Here is a 24517-nt window from a genome sequence, read left to right as displayed (position 1 = left end):
AGAATCGTCTCGAAATGCTGCGTTGCTGACTTTTACGTCAACAACGCAGCGCAGACAGGTTTATCCGTCAGAATAACCGATAGCCGTAACCCCACAGGATTACCGTAATCGCCAGCAGAACTTCCAGTACCAGCACACCGATCGCCAGCGTCGAACTGGAAAAGCTCAGGCCTTCCTCTTTAGAGATATTCAGGAACGTCGGAATGCCGAGATAGAGTAAATAACCGGTGTAAAACAACGCAATGGTCCCCACCAATGCGCACAGCCAGACCAGCGGATAAAGTGCGACCAATCCGCTTAAAAACAGCGGCGTCGCGACATACCCTGCAAAGACCATGCAATGCGCCAACGATGGGCGCTGCGGGTAATTACGTGCCATCCACCAGATAACCCGGCCCATGACGGCGACGCCTGCCAGCATCACCCCGTAAAACAGAATTGCCATCGCAAATCCGGTCAACAGAGATAACTTCAGGATATTGCCATCGCCAAAATTCCAGCCGATTTGCGTGGTACCGATAAACGCGCAAACAACCGGGATTGCCGCCATCAGCAGTACATGGTGGGTATAGTGATGCGAAACACTTTCGTTTTCGCTGTTGATCACGTGCATTTCACGATCGGGATGGGAAAACAGCCCCCAGACATGGTTCATACCGCCCCCTTCTTGTCAGCTCCGGACCTCAACACTTCAAGTATAATTCAGCTTTTGATTATTTTATGTACACATGAAAAATACCGAAGCGCCGGGTAAAAAGTGTGTAAGCCGTAGGCTTGATAAGCGAAGCGCCATCAGGCATTAGGGAACTGAACGACGTTAAGCGCTACTATGCGTCTTTTCCGGCATCAAGTATTCATAGGGTGTATGCTATTACCGTGGAGGTCATACAACGTATGGATATAACGCATTATGTTGCGCAGTACGGCTATGCTGCGTTAATCATCGGCAGCCTGGCGGAAGGTGAAACCATTACCCTGTTAGGCGGCGTCGTGGCGCATCAGGGAGTCCTGAAATTCCCGCTGGTGGTACTCTCGGTCGCACTAGGTGGGATGATTGGCGATCAGTTGCTCTATTTACTCGGACGTCGTTTTGGCGGCAAAATTCTGCGTCGTTTCTCGCGCCATCAGGCGAAAATTCATTATGCGCAGAAAATGATCCAACGGCGTCCTTACCTGTTTGTGGTCGGTACGCGCTTTATGTACGGCTTTCGCGTTATTGGTCCCTTACTGATTGGCGCCAGTCACCTGCCGCCGAAGATATTTTTACCGCTGAATATTCTTGGCGCGTTTGTCTGGGCGTTGCTATTTACCACCCTCGGCTACGTCGGTGGTGAAGTGATCGCGCCGTGGCTGCATAGCCTTGACCAGCATATCAAGCATGGCATCTGGCTGGTGCTGGTTATCGGGATAGTCGCGGGCGTCCGCTGGTGGATGAAACGCCGAAGCACGCGTAAAGCGCAATGAAGATGGCCCGACAGCGGAACACCGTCGGGCCGAACAATCAGGATGCGTGATAACCGCCGCCCAGCGCGCTGGTCAACTGGATTGAGGCATCCAGCCATTGGCCTTGCAAAAGCAGACCGTTGCACTGTTCACGTAATGCCGGGATCTTTGCCTCGCTGACCCTGGAGCCCGCAATAATACCCGCATTAAAGCGCGCCTGCGCCAGCCCCACTACGCGCTGAGCGTCATGTTCAATCTGCTGCTGATGCTGATTTTTCTGCGCCAATGTTTCTACCTGCGATGCCGCACGTGCCACGTCATTCACCGCATCCACCACAGCTTTGTTGTAATTCGCCACCGTCAGGTTACTTTGCGCTTTCGTAATATCGAGATTCGCATTCAGCCTGCCACTGTCAAAGATAGGCAGCGTCAGCCCGGCGGTTACGCCCATTTGCTGCGCGGAATGGCGGAACAGGTCACTCAGATGTAACGCATCCTGTTGTAAAAATGCCATCAGATTCACATCGGGATAAAACGCCGCTTTCGCCGCATCAATGCTACTCAGCGATGACTCAATGTACCAGTGAGCTGCCTGCAAATCTGGTCGACGGGCCAGCAGCGAATAACCTAGCTGGGACGGAAGCTGACTTTCAACCACGGGCAGTTTGGTCGAATGGAGCTTCAGGGCAACGGACTGCGAGTTGCTCAACGCGCTTAGGCGCGCCTCAATCACCTTCATTTTACCGCTGACATCATTCAGCTGCTGCTCTGTTTTGCTGGAATCGATATCGGTTTCGACGCCTTCCACCGAAGAAGTGAGGCCGTTTTGATACAGTTGACGATCGACGGTAATCACATTTTGCTGCTCGCTTTCGATTTGCGTCAGCACGGTTTTCAGCGCCGCCTGCGTCTGCCATTCCCAGTAAAGACGGGAGACACCGCTCGCCAGCAGCTGCCGGGTTTGCTCGCGCTCAGCTTCACGCGCCTTAACGGCTCCAATGCGCGCAGTCACTTCGGCCCGATTCTTACCCCACAGATCCAGATTCCAGCCGGCAGTTAAACCAAAAGTACCGTTGGTATACCACGGCCCCGTGGTTCCTGCTGCGGGATCGGTTATGGCGAAAGGTCCCATCAGCCCCTCAGCTGACATTCTCTGACGCTCAACGTCTGCGGAGAAGTCGATCTCCGGGCCATCTTGCGCTTCCACGGCCTTAGCCTGCGCCTCCGCCAGTTGAATGCGCTGTTCCGCGACCTGCATATCAGGAGAATTTCGCAACGTGCTGTCAATCAACGCATTAAGCTGGGGGTCGTGATATGCCTTCCACCACTGGCTGTCCGGCCAGCCATTTTTTAACGCGGCAGGCAATGTGGTATCGACATTTGCGGCAGGCGTCTGCTGTGACAGAGACTGACGGTCATCATGCATCGGCGCGCAGCCAGACATCAGAACAAAAAGCGGCAACAATGCCGTCGTGACAAACACAGAATTACGATTCATGGAGATATACAGGTAAGAAAAGATGTGCAGAGATTACGACTTGTCGCTGTTGCTTTTTTAGTTACGCGTGGCAATACATCTTTGGCAATAAAAATATATAATCAGCAAAATATACACCTAGTGAATAATATAGATTAAATAATTTTAATAATTAATGGATGGAGATGTTATGTCACAGAATATCTATGACGATCCTGAGTTCTTTGCCGGATATGCCACGCTGGATCGTTCAGTAAAGGGACTCGACGGCGCGCCAGAATGGCCGACAATACAAGCGATGCTCCCCTCTCTTCAAGGCAAAAACATTCTTGATTTGGGCTGTGGATATGGTTGGTTTTGCCGCTACGCGCGCGATAATCAGGCAGCCAGCGTAATGGGACTGGATATTTCACAAAAAATGTTAACCCAGGCACACAGTATGACGCAGGGTAATGGCATCGTTTATCAGCGTGAAGATCTCGAAACGCTAACCCTGTCCCCAAATTCTTTTGACCTGGTTTATAGCTCGCTTGCCCTGCACTATTTGCACGATATAGAACGATTATTCGTAACCATTTACCAGTCATTAACACCAGGCGGTATGTTAGTTTTCTCTGCCGAGCATCCAATTTATACCGCACCGCTTAATCAGGGCTGGATAAAAGATAAAACCGGGCAGCTGTCCTGGCCGGTTAATCATTATCAGCAGGAAGGTGAGCGCATCAGTAACTGGTTTGCTGAAGGCGTCAAAAAACAGCACCGTAAGCTGGCGACCTGGATTAATGCGCTGATTGCCGCCGGATTCGAGATCGTCTGTGTCGATGAATGGGGACCGTCCGCGCAACAGATTGCTGAAAACCCGGCTTTAGATGAAGAAAAAGAGCGGCCGATGGTGTTTCTGCTCAGCGCACGTAAACCTGCATAACAACGCCTCCAGGCAGAATGATTGATACTTTCCTATACTCAATCTGAACTTACCAAAAAAAGGAAAGTTAATGAAAATTCTGCTGTGGGTAATTCTGATTATTTTTCTGATTGGGCTATTGGTGGTAACAGGCGTGTTTAAGATGATTTTCTGATGTCGTCATTTCGCCCAGGCCTGATAGCAGAAATCTCAGGCTATTATTCTCTCTGATGCCGGATGGCGGCGTAAACGCCATATCCGGCCTACTGGAGCTGAGTTCAGGCAGTAATCTCGATAGCCTGAATCGCACGTGCGATATCCGGCGAATTATTTAACGCTCGAATTTCCTGAAACAGTTCTGTTGCCTCTGAATATTCTTTGCGCAAATACCCTAACCACTGCTTAATCCGCGCTACATGATACAGCCCGGTGTCCCCCTGCTTTTCAAGGCGGGTATATTTTTGCAACAGCGTCACGACTTCAGGCCACGGCATACGCGGCTCGTTGTATTTCACCACGCGGCTCAGGTTCGGAATATTTAATGCGCCACGTCCGATCATCACCGCATCGCATCCGCTGATGGCCATACAATCCTGGGCGCTCTGCCAGTCCCAGATTTCGCCATTCGCAATAACCGGAATGGTCAGCCGCTGGCGGATCTCGCCAATCGCCTGCCAGTTGATATGTTCCGCCTTGTAGCCCTGCTCTTTGGTTCGGCCATGCACCGCCAGTTCGCTGGCACCAGCCTGCTGGACGGCATCGGCAATTTCAAACTGCCGGTCGCTGTTGTCCCAGCCCAGACGAACTTTCACTGTCACCGGAAGATGAGCCGGGACCGCCTCGCGCATAGCTTTTGCGCCCCGGTAGATAAGCTCAGGATCTTTCAATAATGTTGCGCCACCGCCGCTACCATTCACCAGCTTCGATGGACAGCCACAGTTTAGATCGACACCGTACGAGCCCAGTTCTACCGCTCGTGCGGCATTCTCCGCCAGCCACTGCGGATACTGTCCTAACAGCTGAATGCGAACCAACGTGCCGGATGGCGTCCGGCTGTTGTTATGGAGTTCCGGGCAGAGTCGATGAAATACTTTTGCCGGCAGGAGCTGATCCACCACGCGCACAAACTCGGTGATGCACAGATCGTAATCATTCACTTCAGTCAGCAGCTCGCGCACCAGTGAGTCGAGCACGCCTTCCATCGGCGCCAGTAAAACACGCATATCGTCACCCGCAAAAAAAGAGGCGCTATGGTAGCGCCTCCGTTCGGGAGATTAAAGAGGCTCAGCGCGGCAACAGGCAGTTATCTTCTTTCCAACCGTACAGCCATTCCATACCGCGATAAAACTCCGCCTGCGATTTGTCTTTCCACAGCAGATTACGCACCTGCCGCTCGACGCCTGCGGCGTGGTAGACACGGCCCATTTCACGCGTTGACCAGACGATGCGTGCGGTACGCGGAATACGCACCGACTCATACAGCGCAAAGGCATCAGCCGCATCGCCATCACACTGCTGTAGCGCTTTACCGAGCGTTACAGCGTCTTCCAACGCCATACAGGCACCCTGCGCCATATATTGCGCCACCGGGTGCGCGGCATCCCCCACCAGCGTGATGCGGTCGGTTCCCCATTTTTCTACCGGCTCGCGGTCGGCGGTGGACCAGCGCCGCCATGACGTCGGTTTATCCAGCATCTGACGCGGGCGCGGATGAATACCCGCAAAATAGGAGAGCACTTCCTCTTTGCTGCCATCCTTCACGCCCCACTCTTCCTGCTGACGACTGTGGAAGGTCACCACCAGGTTATATTGCTTACCGCCGCGCAGTGGATAGTGCACCAGGTGACAGTGTGGTCCGGCCCACAGCACCGGTGCGTTAATGCGTAAATCTTCCGGCATATCATCGCAATCAATCACGGCGCGATAGACCACGTGTCCGGTAACCCGTGGCGCATCGCCAATCAGAGACTGACGAACGACCGATTTTACACCGTCACAGCCCACCAAAATATCCGCCGTCCAGCTGTTGCCGTGCTCATCAAATACCGTCACGTCATTCTCGGTCTGGCGAATATCAACCACGTTAGTTGAAGTGCGATACTCAACGTTAGGATGCACCAGCGCCGCTTCCCACACAGAAGCATGAATATCAACCCGATGGATAACCGCATAAGGACCGCCAAAGTGATCGCGGAACGCCTGGCCGGTTTCAATGCGGACCACCTCTTTTGCGTTTACCGCATCCATCATCGTAATGTGGTCGGTGAAAACGGCGCGCTGACGGGCGACTTCCCCCACGCCAAGGCTGTCCAGAGCAGAGAATGCATTCGGCCCGAGCTGAATACCCGCGCCAATTTCACCAATCTCGTGCGCTTTCTCCAGCAACATCACTTTAATGCCCTGACGAGCCAGCGATAGCGCGGTCGCCGCGCCGCCAATCCCGCCACCCACGATAATTGCGCGTGTCACTTTAGCCATTGTCGTTCTCCTTATCAGGCTGGAATTTTATCTTGTTGATTCTCGGGCGCGGCGGCGATAAACGCCGGAAGCTGAGTACAGGCATCATATACCGCCTTACAGCGCGGATATCCGCTCAGATCGCAACCCATACGTAACGCGTTCGCCCACTGTGGGATCAGACAGCAATCCGCCAGCGTCGGCGCATCACCCACGCAGAACTTCCCCGAATGACTCTGGCGCAGCATCTGTTCCACCGCGCTTAACCCTTGCTGGATCCAATGTGCATACCAGCGTTTTTTATCTTCTTCACTGACCTTTAACTCTTCGCTCAGGTAGCGCAGTACCCGCATGTTATTCACCGGGTGGATATCACAGGCGATGGCATAGACAATTTCCAGCACCTTACTGCGCACCGGGAAGTCGGCAGGCAGCAGTGGCGTTTGCGGAAAGTGGCCATCCAGCCAGTCAATTATTGCCAGCGACTGCCCAAGTGATTCTCCGTCATCGGTCACCAGAGTCGGCACCAGTCCCACCGGGTTCATCCGTCGGTAGGCCAGTTCGTTCTGCTGACCGATGCGAATGTTGACGCCCACCGTCTGGTAATCCAGCCCCTTCAGCGCCAGCGCAATGCGCACCCGATATGACGCCGAGCTATTAAAGAAACTGTACAGCTTCATCATCCACCTCAGATAATCTTCACGGCGATGGGGGTTAAACCGTCTACGTTTCCGGTGATCACATCCCCTTTCACTACCGCCCCCACGCCTTCTGGGGTACCGGTGTAGATCAGATCGCCCGGCTGCAGTTCGAAGAAACCAGACAGATAGCTGATGGTTTCATTCACAGACCAGATGAGGTGGCGAATATCGCTACGCTGATGATCGTCGCCGTTGACCTGCAACCAGATTGGCGCATGGTTAACATCCACACTTTCGCTGGCTTTATGCAGCGGCGCGATGGGCGCGGAGAGATCAAACGCTTTGCCAATTTCCCACGGACGCCCCATCTGGCGCATCTCCATCTGCCGGTCACGGCGGGTCATATCCAGACCGGTGGCATAGCCCCAGATATATTCGTGCGCTTTTTCCAGCGGAATATCACTGCCCTTTTTGCCAATCGCCACCACCAGCTCTATCTCATAGTGATAGTTATCGGTTTGCGATGGGTACGGCAGTTCGAGGATCTGACCAGCCGCCACCGGGACTACCGCATCGGCAGGTTTACAGAAAAAGAACGGCGGTTCGCGATCCGGATCAAAGCCCATTTCACGGGCATGAGCGGCATAGTTACGGCCCACACAGTAAACACGGCGCACAGGAAATTGTTCATCACAGCCAACAACCGGAACGGTAACAGGCGCTTGTGGTTCAAATACGTATTGCGTCATTTTCTCTCTCCCAAATTAATAGCGTGCTTCGCGGAACAACCCCAGTGCTTCCTGAACCGGTCTGTCCGAAAAACTGAATAAGACGGTATCTTCGTGGGTCTGGAACGACACGCCGTGCCAGGTTGGCACCACAAAGATATCTTTTGGCGAAAAGTTGAAGGTCTCGTTACCAATGGTGACCTGCCCACATCCTTCCACCACGTGGTAGATAGTGCTGTCGGTGGTACGCGCCATCCGTGAGGAAAAGCCCTGCGGCAACAGTTGCAGGAAGGTTCCCATCGAAGGCATGGGATAACCGCCGGTTACCGGGTTAACGTAACGCATCTTGTAACCGTCCCACTCATCGGCGTCGCCCATGCGGGTCAGGTCATGCAGTGCTTCACGGCTGCGATCGTAGCGATAGTTAAAAATAGGCGATGAGTTACCTTTCTGATGACGCAGCGGCAGCATATTGGCCGCGTAGCGCGGTAAGTAATCCCCTTCCTTGCGCGTGACCGGCTGCTGATCTTCCGGGTAGTCTTCCGCAAAGCCACAGCCCAGCAGGTTCACCAACGGCAGGTCCAGACCGTCCAGCCACACCACCGGTTCACTGCCCGGGTTGCCGTGATCGTGCCAGCGCCACTGCGGCGTCAGAATAAAATCGCCTTCATGCATTTGGGTGCGCTCACCGTCCACGGCGGTAAATGCTCCTTTCCCTTCGACAATAAAGCGCAGTGCAGACTGATTATGACGATGACTCGGCGCAACCTCGCCCGGCATAATTAACTGCAATCCCGCGTACAGCGTTGGGGTGATTGAAGACTGTCCACGCAGCATTGGGTTTTCCAGCACCAGCACGCGGCGAATCGCCTCTTTCGCGCCAATCAGATCGCCACTTTCCAGCAGCAGCGGGCGGATCTCCTGATAGTTCCAGTACGCAGACGCGCAATGTGCGTTCGGTGTTGGCGGCACCAGGCGGTGCAGCGACTCCCACAGCGGGGTCAGATTCTGCCCGGAAATATGCTGGTAAAACTGCTGACGGCTGTTCTTAACGTCCTGATTCAGTTCAGACATAGGGATTCTCCTTATTCATTCACAACACCTGCGCGTGGCAGAGTATTTGAGACAGAGGCCGACTGGCGGATAACAACCGTCAGCAGCGTAAGCATTACCGCGCTGATGGCCGCCGGGACGGCAATAATGAAAAACAGGTTATCGAATGAGAAATTCATCGCCATCATCACCCCGCCGGAAAGCGAGCCGACAATCGCGCCGCAGCGCCCCACTGCATTAGACCAGCTGACGCCCGTCGCCCGGCTTTGTGTCGGATAAAGCGTAGCGGTTAACGCATTAAGACCAACCTGAGAACCGCTGATGCCGATGCCGGTGCCAAAAATAGCCAGTGCCATCAGCCACAGACCGTTTTCGCTCAGGCCAATCATGACGATGCACACTGCGCCCAGCGCATAACTCACGGCCAGCACGCGGAAAGGATTGTATTTGTCCATCAGCACGCCCAGCGCCAGTGCCCCCAGCGTTCCTCCAATCTGGAAGGCGGCAGTTACCCAGGAGGCATGCTGCAGATCAATTCCACGATGGTTAAGCAGCGTTGGCATCCAGCTAGAGAGCAGATAAATAATCAGCAGGCTCATAAAGAACACTACCCATAGCATCAGAGTAATAGGCAGCTGCCGCCCAACGAACAGCTGGCGAATGCTGCCTTTAGCTATCGCGGCACCTTCGTTGAGATAAAAATGGGTATTGTCATAACATTCCCGGGTGATGGCGCTAACGGTTCTGGCAATCACGTTTTGCGGCAGTTGACGACGAACCTGCCAGCGCGGGGATTCCGGTAGCGCAAACAGCAGAGCAACAAACAGCATTAGCGGCAGAACGCCTCCCAGCACCAGAATGCCGTGCCAACCAATCACCGGCACCAGCTGTGCGCTGACGATACCGCCCATTGCCGATCCCAGAGTAAAGCCACAGAACATCATGGTGACCAGTGCGCCACGCCGACGCGCGGGCAGGTATTCCGAAGTCATAGTAATGGTATTCGGCATCGCGCCGCCCAGCCCTAAGCCGGTAAGAAAGCGCAAAATAACCAGCGTTTGCAGATCGGGTGAAAAAGCCGAAATTAGACTAAGCGCACCGAACAGCGCCACGCAGAGTTCTATCACTCGTTTGCGGCCAAAACGGTCGGACAGCGGGCCACAGAGCAGCGCGCCAGCGGTCAGCCCCAGCAGACCAGCGCCAAACAGCGGTGCCAGATCGCCGGCAGTCAGCTGCCAGTGAGTGCGAATGTCGGGTGCGATAAAACCAATCGCCGCGGTATCAAATCCGTCAAGCATGACAACCAGAAAACAGCAGATAATAACGCGCCACTGGGTCTTACCGACGGGGGCGGAATCGATCAGTGCTTGTAGATCACGTTGTTGAGTCATAGTGAATGCCTCAGTGCAGGTAGAGTAGATGTCTGTTTTGTTTTAGGTATGTTGCGACTTTGTATGTTTGGAGATGAAATGTACAATGGCTTTTCATGCAGAGGCATAACCTGGAGGTTATAGCAAATGGCAAACTGGGCGCAGAAACTGAAGTTGCAACACCTGCAAACGCTTATCGCGCTGGGCGAACAGGGAAATCTGACGCACGTCGCCCGGATGATGAATATCACCCAGCCCGCGTTGTCGAAATGGTTATCACAGCTCGAAGATGAGATTGGCATCACGCTCTTTGAACGTCACAGTAAAGGCTTGCGCCCTTCCGAAGGCGGCAAGTTGCTACTGCAACATGCCCAACGCCTGATCAATGATATGGAGCGTTCGCAGTATGAAATCGCCCGTTTTAAGCAAGGCGGCCTTGTAGGGAGTCTGAAGATTGGCTGCTCGCCGGTAGCGACCGACTGTGTTTCACAGGCAATACTGGGTTTGCTCACAGAACTGCCAACCCTGCATCTAAATATTGAAGAGAAAGTGATGACCCCGCTGCTGCACGATCTGCTCGCGGGTTCGGTGGATGTCGTCGTCGGTCGGGTCGGCGGTCGGGCGCTTCAGTTGCCGCTCAATTATCAAGTGCTGTATACCGAGCCGGTCTGTTTCGTCGCCCGCCCCGATCATCCCTTGGCAAAATATCCCCTGCTCACCTGGCACGATCTGGCTAACTGGCGCTGGATTGTCTGGCCGACAGGAACCCCTATCCGGATAAGCATTGATAACGCGCTGGTTGATAACGGCGTAATGTTGCCGGAAAACATCATTGAATCGGCATCAATCAACGTCAGTACCAACCTGCTGCAAAGTAGCGACATGATCTCTATTCTTTCTCTACGGCTGGCACAACGGTATGCCGCCCAGGGACAACTGGTTATCCTGAATCTGCCGAAGATTGAACAAAAAGGCAGCGTCGGCGTATTCTGGCGCAACAACGAAACGCCTACTACCGCCCTGAATCGTTTTCTGTTCTACCTGGCACAAGTTTAGCGCGGAGAGTTAGGGCCATCGCCCGATGTTCCAGATATCTATTTCCTCTATGCTTAGAATTCATGATGTGATCGGTAGCACGTTTTTAAGTTTAATTGTATGATGAATGAGTCTCGTCAAGGGTTTCAACTATGAGCAAAGCACTGAACGTTATCTGGCAATATTTGCGCGCATTCGTCCTGATTTATGCCTGCCTCTATGCAGGTATTTTTCTTGCATCGCTACTCCCTATCACCATTCCGGGCAGCATTATCGGCATGCTGATTCTGTTTGTTTTACTGGCTTTGCAGGTGTTACCGGCAAAATGGGTTAACCCCGGCTGCTACGTGCTGATTCGCTATATGGCCCTGTTGTTTGTCCCGATTGGCGTGGGGATCATGCAGTACTTTGACCTGCTGCGCGCGCAATTTGGTCCGGTGGTAGTGTCTTGTACCATCAGTACGCTGGTCGTTTTCCTGGTGGTGAGCTGGAGCTCGCACATTGTGCACGGTGAGCGCAAAATCGTTGGGCAAAAAGAGGCTAAAGCAAAAAAATGATGTCGTATATCTGGTGGTCATTACCTCTTACGCTGGCGGTATTTTTTGGCGCACGTAAGCTGGCAGCTCGCTTTAAAATGCCTTTGCTGAACCCTCTGCTGGTCGCCATGGTGGTAATTATTCCCATTCTGCTGCTGACAGGTATTCCCTACGATCACTATTTCAAAGGCAGCGAAGTGCTGAACGATTTGCTGCAGCCTGCCGTGGTCGCGCTGGCCTATCCGTTATACGAACAGTTGCACCAGATTCGCGCCCGCTGGAAATCAATCATTGCTATCTGTTTTGCCGGGAGCGTTGTGGCGATGGTTACAGGTACAACAATCGCCTTGTTGATGGGCGCATCGCCGCAAATTGCCGCGTCTATCATGCCAAAATCGGTCACCACGCCTATCGCTATGGCCGTGGGAGGCAGTATTGGCGGCATTCCGGCGATCAGCGCCGTATGCGTCATTTTTGTCGGCATTCTCGGGGCGGTATTTGGACATACGTTACTCAATGCCATGCGTATTCGCACTAAGGCCGCTCGTGGGCTGGCAATGGGCACCGCGTCGCACGCCCTGGGCACCGCACGCTGTGCGGAACTGGACTATCAGGAAGGTGCGTTTAGCTCACTGGCGCTGGTCATTTGCGGCATTATTACCTCGCTGGTAGCCCCGTTCCTGTTCCCGATTATTCTGGCAGTGGTGGGTTAATCTTCATTTTTTAGCTATTTATTTGCGATGCGTTGCACATTTTTCATTTAAGTTTCATAAGTTGCATACACAATGAGATTTGGATCACATATAAAGCCATAGCAGGCCCGTAAACTACGATTCCATTACATTGTTATGAGGCATCGCCATGCATCCACGTTTTCAAACTGCTTTTGCCCAACTCGCGGATAACTTGCAATCAGCCCTGGCCCCTGTTCTGGCGGATGCACATTTCCCCGCCATGCTGACTGCTGAGCAGGTCTCTTTGCTGAAACGCGAATCGGGACTGGACGAAGACGCGCTGGCATTCGCTCTGCTGCCGCTGGCTGCGGCCTGCGCACGTACTCCGCTGTCCAACTTCAACGTTGGGGCAATTTCTCGCGGCATCAGCGGCAACTGGTACTTCGGTGGGAACATGGAGTTCCTGGGCGCGACCATGCAGCAAACTGTTCATGCCGAGCAAAGCGCTATCAGCCACGCCTGGCTGCGCGGTGAAAAAGGGCTCGCCGCCATCACCGTCAACTACACGCCGTGCGGCCACTGTCGCCAGTTTATGAACGAACTGAACAGCGGACTGGATTTACGGATTCATCTGCCGGGACGTGCGCCACACATGCTGCGTGATTACCTGCCAGATGCCTTCGGCCCGAAAGATCTGGAGATTAAAACGCTGCTGATGGACGATCAGGATCACGGCTTCGCGCTGCAGGGCGATGCGTTGACCCAAGCGGCAATCACTGCTGCCAACAGATGTCATATGCCGTACAGCAAATCCCCAAGCGGCGTGGCGCTCGAGTGTAAAGATGGCCGTATTTTTAGCGGCAGCTATGCTGAAAATGCCGCCTTTAACCCGACCCTGCCACCGCTGCAAGGCGCGTTAAACCTGTTGAATCTGAACGGTTATGATTATCCAGATATCCAACGCGCCGTGCTGGCTGAAAAAGCCGACGCGCCGTTGATTCAGTGGGATGCGACCTCCGCCACGCTGAAAGCACTGGGCTGCAATAATATTGAGCGCGTTCTCCTGGGTTAATCGACTCAATAACGCCGGTTCGTAGGCCGGATAAGGTGTTTACACCGCTATCCGGCACTATGCAGAATGCCTAAAATCCCCTCAATCAGACTGCTGTTTCTTGCGCTACGTCTTCCGGTACAGTAGCCTGATTGAAATTCCATCCAAATAACGAGTTTTCTGCATGTTAAAGCGCGTGTTTTACAGCCTGTTAGTCCTGTTAGGCTTGCTGCTTTTGACTGTGCTTGGACTCGATCGCTGGATGAGCTGGAAGACTGCTCCCTACATTTACGACGAACTGCAGGATTTACCCTACCGCCAGGTCGGTGTGGTTCTGGGCACGGCAAAGTATTACCGCACCGGCGTCATCAATCAGTATTACCGCTACCGCATTCAGGGCGCATTGAACGCCTATAACAGCGGGAAGGTAAACTATCTGCTGTTAAGCGGCGACAATGCCCAGCAAAGCTACAACGAACCCATGACGATGCGTAAGGATCTGATTGCTGCAGGCGTCGATCCCGCTGACATCGTGCTTGATTACGCCGGATTCCGCACGCTCGACTCCATCGTGCGTACGCGTAAAGTATTCGACACCAACGATTTCATCATTATTACTCAACGATTCCACTGTGAGCGCGCCTTGTTTATTGCGCTGCATATGGGCATTCAGGCTCAGTGCTATGCGGTGCCTTCGCCAAAAGATATGCTCACCGTGCGGGTACGTGAATTTGGTGCCCGTTTTGGCGCACTCGCCGATCTCTACATTTTCAAACGTGAGCCCCGTTTTTTAGGCCCACTGGTGCCCATCCCTACCATGCATCAGGTACCGGACGATGCGCAGGGGTATCCGGCGGTCACGCCTGAACAATTACTCGAATTACAAAAGAAACAAGGAAAATAAGCATGGAAGGAAAAACGATCTTTATCGTTATTGGCGTACTGATGATTGTTCTCTGGACGTGCAGAGAAGGCCTGAAGGGACTGCGTTCCGGTATCGTCGAGAAAACAGTGAAAGGTTCGCAGACGCCAATGATCATTTCTCGCGCTAAAGAACCCAGCACTTACTGGAGCTATATCATCGTTTATTTCGGTATGGCCATTGGTGCACTGTTCACTGGTATCTGGTTACTCTTTATCAAATAAAAAACCGATGCAGAAAGCCTCTGCACCGGTTTTATTTTTCTCTTCCCAGATTACTTCTTACGCGCGTACTTCAGTGAGTCCAGCGCGACCGCGAAGATGATAATGCCGCCTTTGATAATATACTGCCAGTAAGGGTTCACGCCGATGTAGGTCAAACCGTAGTTGATGACGGTGAAGATGATCACACCGGTCACTACGCCAAACACGGTACCTACCCCGCCGCTGAACGACACGCCGCCAACCACGCACGCCGCAATCGCATCCAGCTCATACATAAAGCCGAGGTTGTTGGTCGCTGAGCCGATACGCCCTGCTTCCAGCAAACCACCGAAGGCATAGAACACGCCAGACAACGCATAGATAATCAGCAGGTTCAGCGCAACGTTTACACCGGACACTTTCGCAGCTTCCGGGTTTCCGCCGATGGCGAAAATGTTTTTACCGAAGCGGGTCTTGTTCCACAGCACCCACACAAAAGCCACCGCAATCAGCGCATAGAAAGTGATGTAGGAGAGTCGGAAACTGCCCAGTGCAATAAAGCCCTGCGCAAAGGTTGAGAATCCACTGTCAAAGCCAGAAATTGGCGATGCGCCGACGAAGTCGTAGTACAGGGAGTTGATCCCGTAAACGATAATCATCGTACCCAGTGTGGTAATAAACGGCGTTACGTTCAGATAAGCAATGATAATACCGTTCACCAGACCGATAATGGCGCCAATCACGCAGACAATCAGCACCACTACAATGATCGGCATCGTCGCCATTTCCGGGAACACCTTGTTGGCATTCTCCATCGACTGCAACAGAGTTGCCGCCACCACTGCCGCCAGGCCAACCTGACGCCCCGCCGATAGGTCGGTCCCTTGGGTAACAATCAGTCCAGCCACACCCAATGCGATAATAATACGCACCGAGGATTGCGTGAGAATATTACTCAGGTTCAGTAAGCTTAAGAAAGTGGGATCCTGGAAAATAATAATCGCCAGCAAAACCAAAAGAACAACGTAAATTCCGCCTTCTTTCAGGTAAGTAAGAAAACTTTTCTTATTTAACGCACTCATGAGGAGCCCCTAATCTTAAAGGTGCAAAGACGCAAGACGGAGGATTTCGTTTTGCGTTGTTGTTTTAGTGTCAACAATTCCAGCAACGAGACCATTGCTCATCACCAGAATACGATCGGTAATACCCAGCAGCTCCGGCATTTCAGAGGAAATAATAATAATCCCCTTATCCTTTTTCGCGAGTTCGGCAATCAACTGATAAATTTCAAATTTCGCACCAACATCGATTCCGCGCGTCGGTTCATCCAGCATCAGAATTTCTGGCTGGGTTAATAACCAACGACCAATAACCACTTTTTGCTGATTACCGCCAGAAAGTGAACCGATTTGTGTACGATGACCCGGCGTTTTTACCCTCATAGAGTCAATTACCCACTGGGTATCACTCTTCATGCGGGAATTATCCAACAGACCAACTTTGTTTTTATAGTTTTGGATATTGGAGATTAACGAGTTAAAACCAATGTCCAGATACGCATAAATACCGGTTGAGCGGCGCTCTTCCGTGACCAGTGCAAAACCATGGTTGATGGCTTCATTTGCACTGTGGTTATTAATTTTTTTGCCGTGTAGCGTAATCGTACCTGATGATTTCTCACGAATACCAAAAAGCGTTTCAACGATATCCGTGCGTTTTGCGCCTACCAGACCTGCAATCCCAAGAATCTCCCCTTTGTGCAAATCAAACGAGATATCACGAATCGACGGCTGGCGCAGCGAGGTCAGGTTACGCACTTGCAGAATGACTTCACCAGGTTTGTTTTCTTTATCCGGAAAACGTTGGTTCAGTGAACGTCCGACCATCATGGCGATGATCTTATCCATATCCAGCCCTTCCAGCGGCTGGGTCGCAATCCACTGGCCATCGCGCAGAACGGTAATTTCATCGCACAGCTGGAAGATTTCTTCCATTTTGTGAGAGATATAAACAATACCGCATCCACGCTCTTTCAGCTTACGGATGATGGTGAACAGATGGTTAACTTCTTTTTCGGTTAACGATGAAGTTGGCTCATCCATGATGACGATTTTGGCGTCATAGGAGAATGCTTTCGCAATTTCAATCATCTGCATTTGTGAAACGGATAATGTGCCGACACGCGCACGCGGATCGATATCAATATCCAGTTCATCAAATATCGCTTTGGTATCGCGGTACATTTTTTCCTGATCGACAAACATGCCTTTGGTGGGATAGCGTCCCAGCCACATGTTGTCCATTACAGAACGTTGTAATACCAGGTTTAATTCCTGGTGTACCATCGAAATACCATTTTCAAGCGCTTCTTTCGCAGAATGAAAATCGATTTCTTTACCCTGAAATAAAATACTGCCGGAATCTTTTTGATAGATGCCGAAAAGACATTTCAATAATGTTGATTTCCCCGCGCCATTCTCTCCCATGAGGGCGTGAATAGAATGCGGGCGGACTTTTAAATTGACATTATCAAGCGCCTTAACGCCGGGGAAGGACTTGTTGATGCCGGTCATTTCCAACAAGTATTCGCCTGACGACTGAGTATGTGTGCTGACCATAATTATACCTTGTTGGCCTTGCAGAGTGCGTTATTAAGGGCGCAATGAAATTGCGCCCACATACGGAGTATTTATTTGTTGGTGAACTCTGCCAGATTATCTTTATCGACACCTACGTACGGAACGCGAACAATCTTGTTCTCAATTTTCCAGTTAGTGCCATCTGCCGCACCTTTGCCGTCAGCCAGGTTTTTCGCCAGATCGAAGGTGGCTTTCGCCTGGTTGTTGGCATCGTTCAGGACGGTACCGGCCATGGCGCCAGATTTCACCAGAGCCAGCGCTTCAGGCAGCGCATCCACACCAAATACTGGTACGCTGGTTTTGTTGTGCGCTTTCAGCGCTTCAACTGCACCCATTGCCATCGCATCGTTGTTAGCGATAACCACTTCAATTTTGTTCGCGTTTGGACCAGACATCCACGCATCCATCTTATCTTTCGCCTGAGCGGTATCCCACATTGCAGTATCTAACTGCAGCTGCTCAGTTTTAATGCCTTTGTCGTTCAGCTCTTTAATCACGTAAGTGGTACGTGCTTCAGCATCCGGGTGTCCCGGTTCGCCTTTCAGCAGAACAAACTGAATTTTGCCGTCTTTGTTCAGGTCCCAGTTCGGGTTAGCTGCCCAGTGTTTGGCAATCAAATCACCCTGAATAATGCCGGACTCTTTAGAGTCGGTACCGACGTAATACGCTTTGTCATAGCTGTCCAGCGCTTTACGAGAAGGTTCTTTGTTGAAGAATACGATCGGTACGTTCTGTCCGCGTGCTTTTTCAATGACCGTGCCAGCAGCTGCCGGGTCAACCAGGTTAATCGCCAGTGCTTTAACGCCTTTTGCCAGCAGCACGTCGATCTGATCGTTTTGTTTGGACTGGTCGTTCTGCGAGTCGTTCATCAGCAGCTGTACATCTGGTGCCGCTTTGGCATCTTTTTCAATAGCCTTACGTACTACAGACATAAAGTTATCGTCATACTTATAGATAGTCACACCAATGCGGGTATCAGCAGCGTGCGCAGCCGCGCCGAATAACATGCTTGCCATTACAGCAGACAGGGTCAACACCTTCTTATTCATGGTATCTCCGGTTTTATTATGCAGGGTAGTACTTGAGATAAATGCTCGGCAGGCAGAACGTTACTGAAGTGTTACTGAACGCCGAAACTCACTTTTAAAAAATATTTCTTCCGTGTCTGGCAACGCTCCAAAAACAGGCTTTAATTTTTGTTTAAGGCACCTATACCTCGATGAAAGTGATTATTCACCGTTACATAGTAGTTACAGCGCAACAAACAGTGTCATCATAGCTATCGCATTGTTAATATACTGTGAATTTACTCACATATTGAAAGCGGTTACATCGCGCAACGTTATGAGTTAGTGATCGGTGCCGCATTCTGCCGCAGCGCTACTGAATGACGACGCACCAGCGTTGGCATAAAACAATGCGACGCCTGCGGATCCAACGTGCCAGCCGCCCCCTGTAGCGCAAGCTCCGTCGCCATTTTTGCCATTGAGGCAATGGGATAGCGCACAGTGGTTAGCTGCGGATCGGTGTAACGTGCGATGGGAATATCATCGAAGCCAATGATAGAAAGGTGTAATGGAATAGCGATGCCGTTATCTTTTAGCGCGGTCAGTGCGCCTGCTGCCATATTGTCGTTATAAGCGAAGACCGCCGTCAGTTGTAAGTTACGCCCCAGCAATTCCACCATCGCGGACTCTCCGCCCTGCATATCGGGCGAACCGGTGCCGACCCAGCTTTCTGCCGCAACAATCCCTTGCTCTTTCAGGGCAGTTAACCATCCTTCTTTGCGCATGGCGTCATCTTCAATGCGGTGGCTTGATGCCAGATAACCGATGCGTTGATGACCATTATTTAGCAGCATTCGGGTAGCCATTTTGGCACCGCTGATGTTATCCAGGCAGACGCAACGGTGGGCGTAGCCAGGAACAAGGCGGTTGATCAGTACCATGCCGGGGATTTGATCCATAAACTCGGCCAGTTCCCGATCGCTCAGCGCTTTAGAGTGTACAATCAGCGCGTTACAGCGTTGGCGAATCAACACCTCAATGGCATGACGTTCTTTTTCCGCCTCATGGTAGCTGTTGCCAATCAGGACATACTTCTGATGCTGCTGGGCAACCATATCCACGGCTTTTACCAGCGCGCCAAAAAACGCATCTGATACATCCATGACGACAACACCAATCGTGTCGCTTACCTGCGTCGCCAGTGCTTGTGCGTTGGCATTAGGTCGATAGCCAAGCTGAGTGACTGCTTTCATTACCGCTTCACGCGTATCGGGACTCACCAGCGCACTGTTGTTCAGTACGCGGGAAACGGTCGCTACAGAAACGCCAGACTGCCGTGCCACATCACGAATGGTTACCATATTCACTGCCCTGTTTTAGATTGCGGCTGCCCGCAGACACCCCAGGCTGGGTATTTTGTCAGCACAATGAAACGGACTGCGTGAGTGATGTCACAGGAATGAAAGCGCTTACATCCATTTTGTTAATGAATGTGATCCAGATCGTTATCTGGATGTTCGCGGTAATGATGTCCCCGCAGCACGCAGGGTTAATTGACGCCACAGCCATTCCACCGGGCCCTGCCGGTAGAAACGCAGCCATATGACAGAGAAAAGTAAGTTAATCGCCCAGACAGGGATGACGAAAAACAGCAGCTCCAGCCGGTCAAATTTCATAAATAAACCGGCCTGATAAAACAACGTGGTGCAGATTAAGGTTTGTAACAGATAGTTGGTTAATGCCATGCGCCCCACACAGGCGATAGCAATGACCCATTTGAAGCGACTAAGCTGTGGCCAGAAACCAAACATCAGCGCAGCATAACCAATGGTTTGCAAAGGCGCCCCCAGCTCTCGCGGGGCTTGTAACAGGAAGGCACACCAGCGGTAGGCCCAGTCCAGATGCCACTGAGCGATGATAGCAGGCAGGTTAATCGCCATGCCGATAATAACCAGCAGAACGCCAGTGCGTCGATAATGCTGCAAACTGTACTGCCCTTTTAGCCAGCCGCTACGCATTAATGCCGCGCCGAGCAGCATCATCCCCGCCAGTTGCCAGCCATATTGCGCGCCTAACGCCAGCAAGCTATTGGACATCATATCCACGCGATTGCTGATTGCTTCCATTCCGCCGTTCACTTTCCAGTATTTTTCATACAGCAGCGCTGAAGCATCCGGCGTCCAGGCCCGGCTGGTTTCGCTCCCGGAGATCACACCCAACAGCAGTAATACACCAACGCCCGCCAAATAAAGCACCACGCCGGTGTTAAACAAGCTTTTCACCGACGGCGCATCCCGGATCAGCCGCCAGCAAATCAGGCCGATCAAGCCATATGCCAGCAGGATATCGCCATCCCAGAAGAGTAAACCGTGAAGGAATCCCAATAGCACCAGCAACGTAAGCCGCGACTGGATCCAGCGTTTACCACGCGGGAGCAGCATTTGCAGACCAGCACCAAACAGCAGAGCAAACAGCGTGAGGAATTTTACCTGCGCGAAGAGATCGAGCAGCGCCCAGGTCCAGGCGTCAGATAAGGTAATGTCGCCATACCAGGCGGGGTTGAGATATGCCGCCTTCGGCAAGCCAAAGGCGCTAATATTGAGAAGCAGGATACCAAGAATGGCAACGCCACGAATAAAATCCAGCGTGACATTACGCTCCATGGTTCCTGTCCTAATCAGTTGTGATGACGTACTGCGCGCAGAAATTCCTGACGCGTGTTCTGGCTGGACTTAAACAATCCGCCAAGAGAAGTGGTGGTGGTCGCACTGGTCGCATCGCGAATGCCGCGCGCTTTCACACAGTAATGCACCGCATCAATCGATACCGCCACATTATTCGTCCCGAGCAGCGTTTGCAGCGCGGTGAGAATTTGCTGGGTCAGACGTTCCTGTACCTGCGGACGCTGCGCAAAGAACTGCACAATGCGGTTAATCTTCGACAGACCAATGACCGAATCTTTCGGAATATACGCCACCGTCGCTTTGCCATCGATAGTGACAAAGTGGTGTTCGCAGGTGCTGGTCAGCGTGATATCGCGAACCGTGACCATCTCGTCCACCTTCATTTTGTTTTCAATGACGGTGATTTTCGGGAAGTTGGCGTAATCGAGGCCGGAGAAAATCTCATCGACATACATTTTCGCAATGCGATGCGGAGTTTCCATCAGACTGTCATCGCTCAAATCGAGATTGAGCAATTGCATAATCTCGGTCATATGGCCAGAGATAAGACGTTTGCGTGTTTCGTTATCCATCTCTTGCACGGGCGGGCGCAGCGGGGTTTCGAGACCACGCGCAACCAGCGCTTCATGAACCAGTGCCGCTTCTTTACTGAGTGATGACATTTCTTCTTCTCCTGCAGGTGGGGCGCCTCTGCCCTGCATGGGGCAAAGTTTTTAGGCTGTGTCACAGCCAGAACATTGTGCGTGAGGCGGCGCACATAATCCAGTATTCACCGTGATAATTATTGAAATTGGCACAGCCTTTCAGCGTTGCTGATTTCACTTGTCGTTCAGCCCGGTGACGTCGAGTGTTAATGTAAAGTTATATAGATGATGAAGTATGTTTGCTCAATGCGGAAGTGAAAGTTACTCACAGTGCTATGAATAATCTGTATTATGATGAGTTCGCAAACACATTCAGGTTCAACACAACAAGGAGCCACGCATGGAAATGCTTGAAGAGCACCGCTGTTTTGAAGGCTGGCAGCAACGCTGGCGTCACGACTCCGCCACGTTAAATTGCGCCATGACCTTCAGTATTTTTCTTCCACCACCCCGTGATAACGCCGCACCTCCGGTGCTGTACTGGCTGTCGGGCCTGACCTGTAATGATGAAAACTTCACCACCAAAGCAGGCGCGCAGCGCATTGCTGCTGAGCTGGGTATTGTTCTCGTGATGCCGGACACCAGCCCGCGCGGCGAGCAGGTTGCCAACGATGATGGCTACGATTTAGGTCAAGGGGCCGGATTTTACCTCAATGCCACCCAGCAGCCGTGGGCAACGCATTTTCGTATGTATGACTATCTGCGTGATGAGCTTCCGGCACTGATTCAGTCGCAGTTTAACGTCAGCGATCGCTGCGCCATCAGCGGACACTCCATGGGCGGCCACGGCGCATTAATTATGGCGCTGAAAAATCCCGGGAGATACACCAGCGTTTCCGCCTTTGCGCCGATCGTAAACCCTTGTCGTGTTCCGTGGGGTGAGAAGGCTTTTAGCGCTTATCTGGGCGAAGATAAAACACAGTGGGCAGAGTGGGATAGCTGCGCGTTAATGCTGGCCAGCAAACCCGCAGACGCGATCCCGACGCTAATCGATCAGGGAGACAGCGATCAGTTTCTTGCCGATCAGTTGCAGCCCGCGGTACTGGCCGAAACTGCCCGTCAGACCGCATGGCCAATGACGCTACGCATCCAGCCTGGTTACGACCACAGCTATTACTTTATTGCGTCGTTTATTGAGGATCACCTGCGCTTCCACGCCCAGTATTTGCTGAAGTAATCACCAGTAAAGAGTGTTTTCTATTGCCGCGCTGTAGCTCATCTCTTCTGATTGCGGCGCGGATGCTTTACGATTTAGATCGGCCGCCTGTTGGCGTACCTGTAATCGCCCCACGCTCTCACCGCCTTCATGACCTTCGTTAAAATTACGCACTTCAGACTCGAATAAGATTGCATCCAGATGGTGCAACTTATTCAGTGCCCGCAGCAGGGAGATAAGCGTGTCCAGATTGAGGCCGCCGCCTTTCTCAATGCGTTTAATGGTCGCAATGCCCACCTGTGCGCGGTCAGCAAGCTGCTGCTGCGTTAGCGCCAGAGAAATCCGCGTTTCTCTGATGCGAGCGCATAATGACAAGATGATTTCATCATTATTCATGGTGTGATATTTCATGCCGCCCTCCCCGATTTTTTTGGCTGAATTTTCCCAAGGCAGCCGTGATACGTTTCACGGTACTTCGCACTCATGTCTTTACCCGTTTCATACATGGCAGCAATCACCTCATCGAGCGAAACACATGGCTCGCTGACACGGCTCATCGCCATCGTTGCGGCGTTAATCGCTTTTACGGACGAAATCGCGTTTCGTTCGACACAGGGAATTTGTACCTGTCCGCCAACCGGATCGCAGGTCAGCCCGAGATGATGCTCCATGGTGATTTCTGCAGCGTTCAGCACCTGAGCAACTGACGCTCCCATCAGTTCCGCTAATCCGGCCGCGGCCATCGAACTGGCCACACCGATCTCTCCCTGACACCCGACTTCAGAACCTAAGATAGACGCGTTTTGTTTGAACAGTAGCGCAATGGCGCCAGCAGTGAGGAAAAAGCGGATAACCGATGCACTATCCAGCTTACAGACAAACTTATCGTACCAACTTAGGACCGCTGGGATGATACCGCTGGCACCATTGGTCGGCGCTGTCACCACTCGCCCTCCTGCGGCGTTTTCCTCGCTGACGGCAATCGCAAACGCATTCACCCAGTTGAGGTTGGTGAGGAAGTCGTTAGCAGAGGGTTTCATTGCCAGTAATTTATAGAGCGAGCAGGCCCTGCGCGGCACCTGATACGAGCCAGGCAGTAGTCCTTCAGTATGCAGACCACGATGGACTGCCTGCTGCATTATCGCCCAAACATGCGCGAAATAGTCATGCAACGCCGCCTGAGAATGCATCTGTAACTCATTTTTCATCATTAACGCCGCAACGGATAATCCATTACGCTGACACAGCGCCTGCAGCTGCGCGGCATTTTGAAACGCAAAAGGAAATGCGTTTTTTTGCGCGGTTCTCTCGGGCACCGACTCGCCGGGTTTGCGAACCTGGCCGGCGCCGGTTGAAAACCATGTTTCTTCATACAAGGTAAAATAATCATCTCTGGCGCGAAACGTCATCGCGTAGGGATGACCAGAATGCGGTTGTTGATTCGGCTTAATTACGACCGTCACGGTAACTGAAGGAGAAAGCGTCAGGGTGCCGTCCTGTTCAGCACGTTTAATGAGATCCATCTGCTGGCGTAAATCAACATCATCCGGCTGGTTGCCCAACAGCCCCAGATAAAGAGCGATATCAACGTTATGACACTTGCGGCTTAATGAGAGCGCGCCATATAGCTCAACCTCGATTTCTCGCGTTAGCGGTAAGATCTCCTGTAGCTTTAATTGTGAAATGAAGTTAAACGCGGCACGCATTGGCCCTACTGTTCTTGAACTGGAAGGCCCAATGACGACTTTAAAAATATCAATACAACTTTCGGTGATGCTGCCAACTTACTGATTTAGTGTATGATGGTGTTTTTGAGGTGCTCCAGTGGCTTCTGTTTCTATCAGCTGTCCCTCCTGTTCAGCTACTGACGGGGTGGTGCGTAACGGCAAAAGC

The 24517-nt window shown here is 52.1% G+C and carries 26 protein-coding genes; 10 read left to right on the top strand and 16 right to left on the bottom strand.

Annotated features, from left to right (window positions below; all coding sequences use genetic code 11):
* Window positions 1-67: 67 nt before the first annotated feature.
* On the bottom strand, window positions 68-655 hold the full coding sequence (locus ACHHZ7_RS22610; protein WP_003834475.1) for a Yip1 family protein: 588 nt from the start codon (window positions 653-655) through the stop codon (window positions 68-70).
* Window positions 656-894: 239 nt separating this feature from the next.
* Between ACHHZ7_RS22610 and ACHHZ7_RS22605 the strand changes: the two genes are divergently transcribed.
* Complete coding sequence (locus ACHHZ7_RS22605; protein ID WP_003834476.1) at window positions 895-1464, top strand: DedA family protein; 570 nt, start codon at window positions 895-897, stop codon at window positions 1462-1464.
* 37 nt (window positions 1465-1501) lie between these two features.
* Here the strand turns inward: ACHHZ7_RS22605 and mdtQ are convergent, their stop codons facing one another.
* Window positions 1502-2941 (bottom strand): multidrug resistance outer membrane protein MdtQ, encoded by a 1440-nt coding sequence (gene mdtQ / locus ACHHZ7_RS22600; RefSeq protein ID WP_048234918.1) that lies wholly within the window; start codon window positions 2939-2941, stop codon window positions 1502-1504.
* A gap of 169 nt (window positions 2942-3110) precedes the next feature.
* Between mdtQ and ACHHZ7_RS22595 the strand changes: the two genes are divergently transcribed.
* On the top strand, window positions 3111-3845 hold the full coding sequence (locus tag ACHHZ7_RS22595; protein WP_008785256.1) for a bifunctional 2-polyprenyl-6-hydroxyphenol methylase/3-demethylubiquinol 3-O-methyltransferase UbiG: 735 nt from the start codon (window positions 3111-3113) through the stop codon (window positions 3843-3845).
* A 257-nt stretch (window positions 3846-4102) separates the two neighbouring features.
* Here ACHHZ7_RS22595 and dusC read toward each other — a convergent pair whose 3' ends face one another.
* The 6 genes from dusC to ACHHZ7_RS22565 all read right to left on the bottom strand — a co-directional run bounded on the left by dusC (window position 4103) and on the right by ACHHZ7_RS22565 (window position 10094).
* Window positions 4103-5047 (bottom strand): tRNA dihydrouridine(16) synthase DusC, encoded by a 945-nt coding sequence (gene dusC, locus ACHHZ7_RS22590; protein WP_003834483.1) that lies wholly within the window; start codon window positions 5045-5047, stop codon window positions 4103-4105.
* A gap of 61 nt (window positions 5048-5108) precedes the next feature.
* On the bottom strand, window positions 5109-6302 hold the full coding sequence (locus tag ACHHZ7_RS22585; protein WP_032943986.1) for a 3-hydroxybenzoate 6-monooxygenase: 1194 nt from the start codon (window positions 6300-6302) through the stop codon (window positions 5109-5111).
* 14 nt (window positions 6303-6316) lie between these two features.
* Window positions 6317-6961, bottom strand: coding sequence for a maleylacetoacetate isomerase (gene maiA, locus ACHHZ7_RS22580; protein ID WP_003834489.1), 645 nt, complete (start codon window positions 6959-6961; stop codon window positions 6317-6319).
* Window positions 6962-6969: 8 nt separating this feature from the next.
* Window positions 6970-7671: a fumarylacetoacetate hydrolase family protein gene (locus tag ACHHZ7_RS22575; protein WP_060683539.1), complete on the bottom strand. Its 702-nt coding sequence runs from the start codon at window positions 7669-7671 to the stop codon at window positions 6970-6972.
* Window positions 7672-7686: 15 nt separating this feature from the next.
* The gene (gtdA, locus tag ACHHZ7_RS22570) at window positions 7687-8724 is read right to left on the bottom strand and encodes a gentisate 1,2-dioxygenase (RefSeq protein ID WP_057066534.1); all 1038 of its coding nucleotides are present in this window, start codon (window positions 8722-8724) and stop codon (window positions 7687-7689) included.
* Between the two features lie 11 nt (window positions 8725-8735).
* Entirely contained in the window at window positions 8736-10094 is a 1359-nt protein-coding gene (locus ACHHZ7_RS22565) for an aromatic acid/H+ symport family MFS transporter (protein WP_060683538.1), read from the bottom strand.
* A 126-nt stretch (window positions 10095-10220) separates the two neighbouring features.
* Here ACHHZ7_RS22565 and ACHHZ7_RS22560 point away from each other — a divergent pair, with 126 nt between their 5' ends.
* The 6 genes from ACHHZ7_RS22560 to ACHHZ7_RS22535 all read left to right on the top strand — a co-directional run bounded on the left by ACHHZ7_RS22560 (window position 10221) and on the right by ACHHZ7_RS22535 (window position 14515).
* Window positions 10221-11129 (top strand): LysR substrate-binding domain-containing protein, encoded by a 909-nt coding sequence (locus ACHHZ7_RS22560; RefSeq protein ID WP_060683537.1) that lies wholly within the window; start codon window positions 10221-10223, stop codon window positions 11127-11129.
* A 131-nt stretch (window positions 11130-11260) separates the two neighbouring features.
* Window positions 11261-11665: a CidA/LrgA family protein gene (locus ACHHZ7_RS22555; protein WP_003834497.1), complete on the top strand. Its 405-nt coding sequence runs from the start codon at window positions 11261-11263 to the stop codon at window positions 11663-11665.
* Complete coding sequence (locus tag ACHHZ7_RS22550; protein ID WP_003027380.1) at window positions 11662-12357, top strand: CidB/LrgB family autolysis modulator; 696 nt, start codon at window positions 11662-11664, stop codon at window positions 12355-12357. Before ACHHZ7_RS22555 ends, ACHHZ7_RS22550 begins: the two co-directional genes overlap by 4 nt.
* Before the next feature lie 148 nt (window positions 12358-12505).
* The gene (cdd, locus tag ACHHZ7_RS22545; RefSeq protein ID WP_008785263.1) at window positions 12506-13390 is read left to right on the top strand and encodes a cytidine deaminase; all 885 of its coding nucleotides are present in this window, start codon (window positions 12506-12508) and stop codon (window positions 13388-13390) included.
* A 163-nt stretch (window positions 13391-13553) separates the two neighbouring features.
* A complete protein-coding gene (gene sanA, locus ACHHZ7_RS22540) occupies window positions 13554-14273 on the top strand; it encodes an outer membrane permeability protein SanA (RefSeq protein ID WP_003027383.1) in 720 nt (239 codons plus the stop codon).
* 2 nt (window positions 14274-14275) lie between these two features.
* Complete coding sequence (locus tag ACHHZ7_RS22535) at window positions 14276-14515, top strand: DUF2542 family protein (RefSeq protein ID WP_003834502.1); 240 nt, start codon at window positions 14276-14278, stop codon at window positions 14513-14515.
* A 50-nt stretch (window positions 14516-14565) separates the two neighbouring features.
* On the opposite strand, the gene mglC is transcribed toward ACHHZ7_RS22535, so the two are convergent.
* The 6 genes from mglC to folE form a co-directional block, all read right to left on the bottom strand.
* Complete coding sequence (gene mglC, locus ACHHZ7_RS22530; protein ID WP_003027393.1) at window positions 14566-15576, bottom strand: galactose/methyl galactoside ABC transporter permease MglC; 1011 nt, start codon at window positions 15574-15576, stop codon at window positions 14566-14568.
* 15 nt (window positions 15577-15591) lie between these two features.
* Window positions 15592-17112 carry a galactose/methyl galactoside ABC transporter ATP-binding protein MglA gene (gene mglA / locus ACHHZ7_RS22525; protein WP_003027396.1) on the bottom strand — a complete coding sequence of 507 codons (1521 nt, stop codon included), beginning with the start codon at window positions 17110-17112 and terminating at the stop codon, window positions 15592-15594.
* A gap of 71 nt (window positions 17113-17183) precedes the next feature.
* Window positions 17184-18182 (bottom strand): galactose/glucose ABC transporter substrate-binding protein MglB, encoded by a 999-nt coding sequence (mglB, locus tag ACHHZ7_RS22520; protein WP_003027399.1) that lies wholly within the window; start codon window positions 18180-18182, stop codon window positions 17184-17186.
* Window positions 18183-18475: 293 nt separating this feature from the next.
* Complete coding sequence (galS, locus tag ACHHZ7_RS22515; RefSeq protein WP_032943995.1) at window positions 18476-19501, bottom strand: HTH-type transcriptional regulator GalS; 1026 nt, start codon at window positions 19499-19501, stop codon at window positions 18476-18478.
* 144 nt (window positions 19502-19645) lie between these two features.
* A complete protein-coding gene (gene yeiB, locus ACHHZ7_RS22510; protein ID WP_060683536.1) occupies window positions 19646-20803 on the bottom strand; it encodes a DUF418 domain-containing protein YeiB in 1158 nt (385 codons plus the stop codon).
* A gap of 14 nt (window positions 20804-20817) precedes the next feature.
* A complete protein-coding gene (folE, locus tag ACHHZ7_RS22505; RefSeq protein WP_003027410.1) occupies window positions 20818-21486 on the bottom strand; it encodes a GTP cyclohydrolase I FolE in 669 nt (222 codons plus the stop codon).
* A gap of 322 nt (window positions 21487-21808) precedes the next feature.
* On the opposite strand from folE, the gene fghA reads away from it, so the two are divergent.
* Window positions 21809-22645: an S-formylglutathione hydrolase gene (fghA, locus tag ACHHZ7_RS22500; protein WP_008785267.1), complete on the top strand. Its 837-nt coding sequence runs from the start codon at window positions 21809-21811 to the stop codon at window positions 22643-22645.
* Here the strand turns inward: fghA and ACHHZ7_RS22495 are convergent, their stop codons facing one another.
* Window positions 22646-23035, bottom strand: coding sequence for a helix-turn-helix domain-containing protein (locus ACHHZ7_RS22495; RefSeq protein ID WP_048224602.1), 390 nt, complete (start codon window positions 23033-23035; stop codon window positions 22646-22648).
* A complete protein-coding gene (locus ACHHZ7_RS22490; RefSeq protein WP_123969774.1) occupies window positions 23032-24399 on the bottom strand; it encodes an L-serine ammonia-lyase in 1368 nt (455 codons plus the stop codon). The genes ACHHZ7_RS22495 and ACHHZ7_RS22490 overlap by 4 nt, the downstream gene beginning before the upstream one ends.
* Window positions 24400-24448: 49 nt before the next feature.
* Here ACHHZ7_RS22490 and ACHHZ7_RS22485 point away from each other — a divergent pair.
* On the top strand, window positions 24449-24517 hold a 69-nt coding region (locus ACHHZ7_RS22485; RefSeq protein ID WP_001680836.1), incomplete at its 3' end, for an IS1 family transposase.

The organism is Citrobacter freundii complex sp. 2024EL-00216 (assembly GCF_043945515.1).
Taxonomy (GTDB): Bacteria; Pseudomonadota; Gammaproteobacteria; order Enterobacterales; family Enterobacteriaceae; genus Citrobacter; species Citrobacter portucalensis.
The sequence above is the reverse complement of the archived record's forward strand: the minus strand, read 5'-3'. Positions and strand labels throughout refer to the sequence as shown.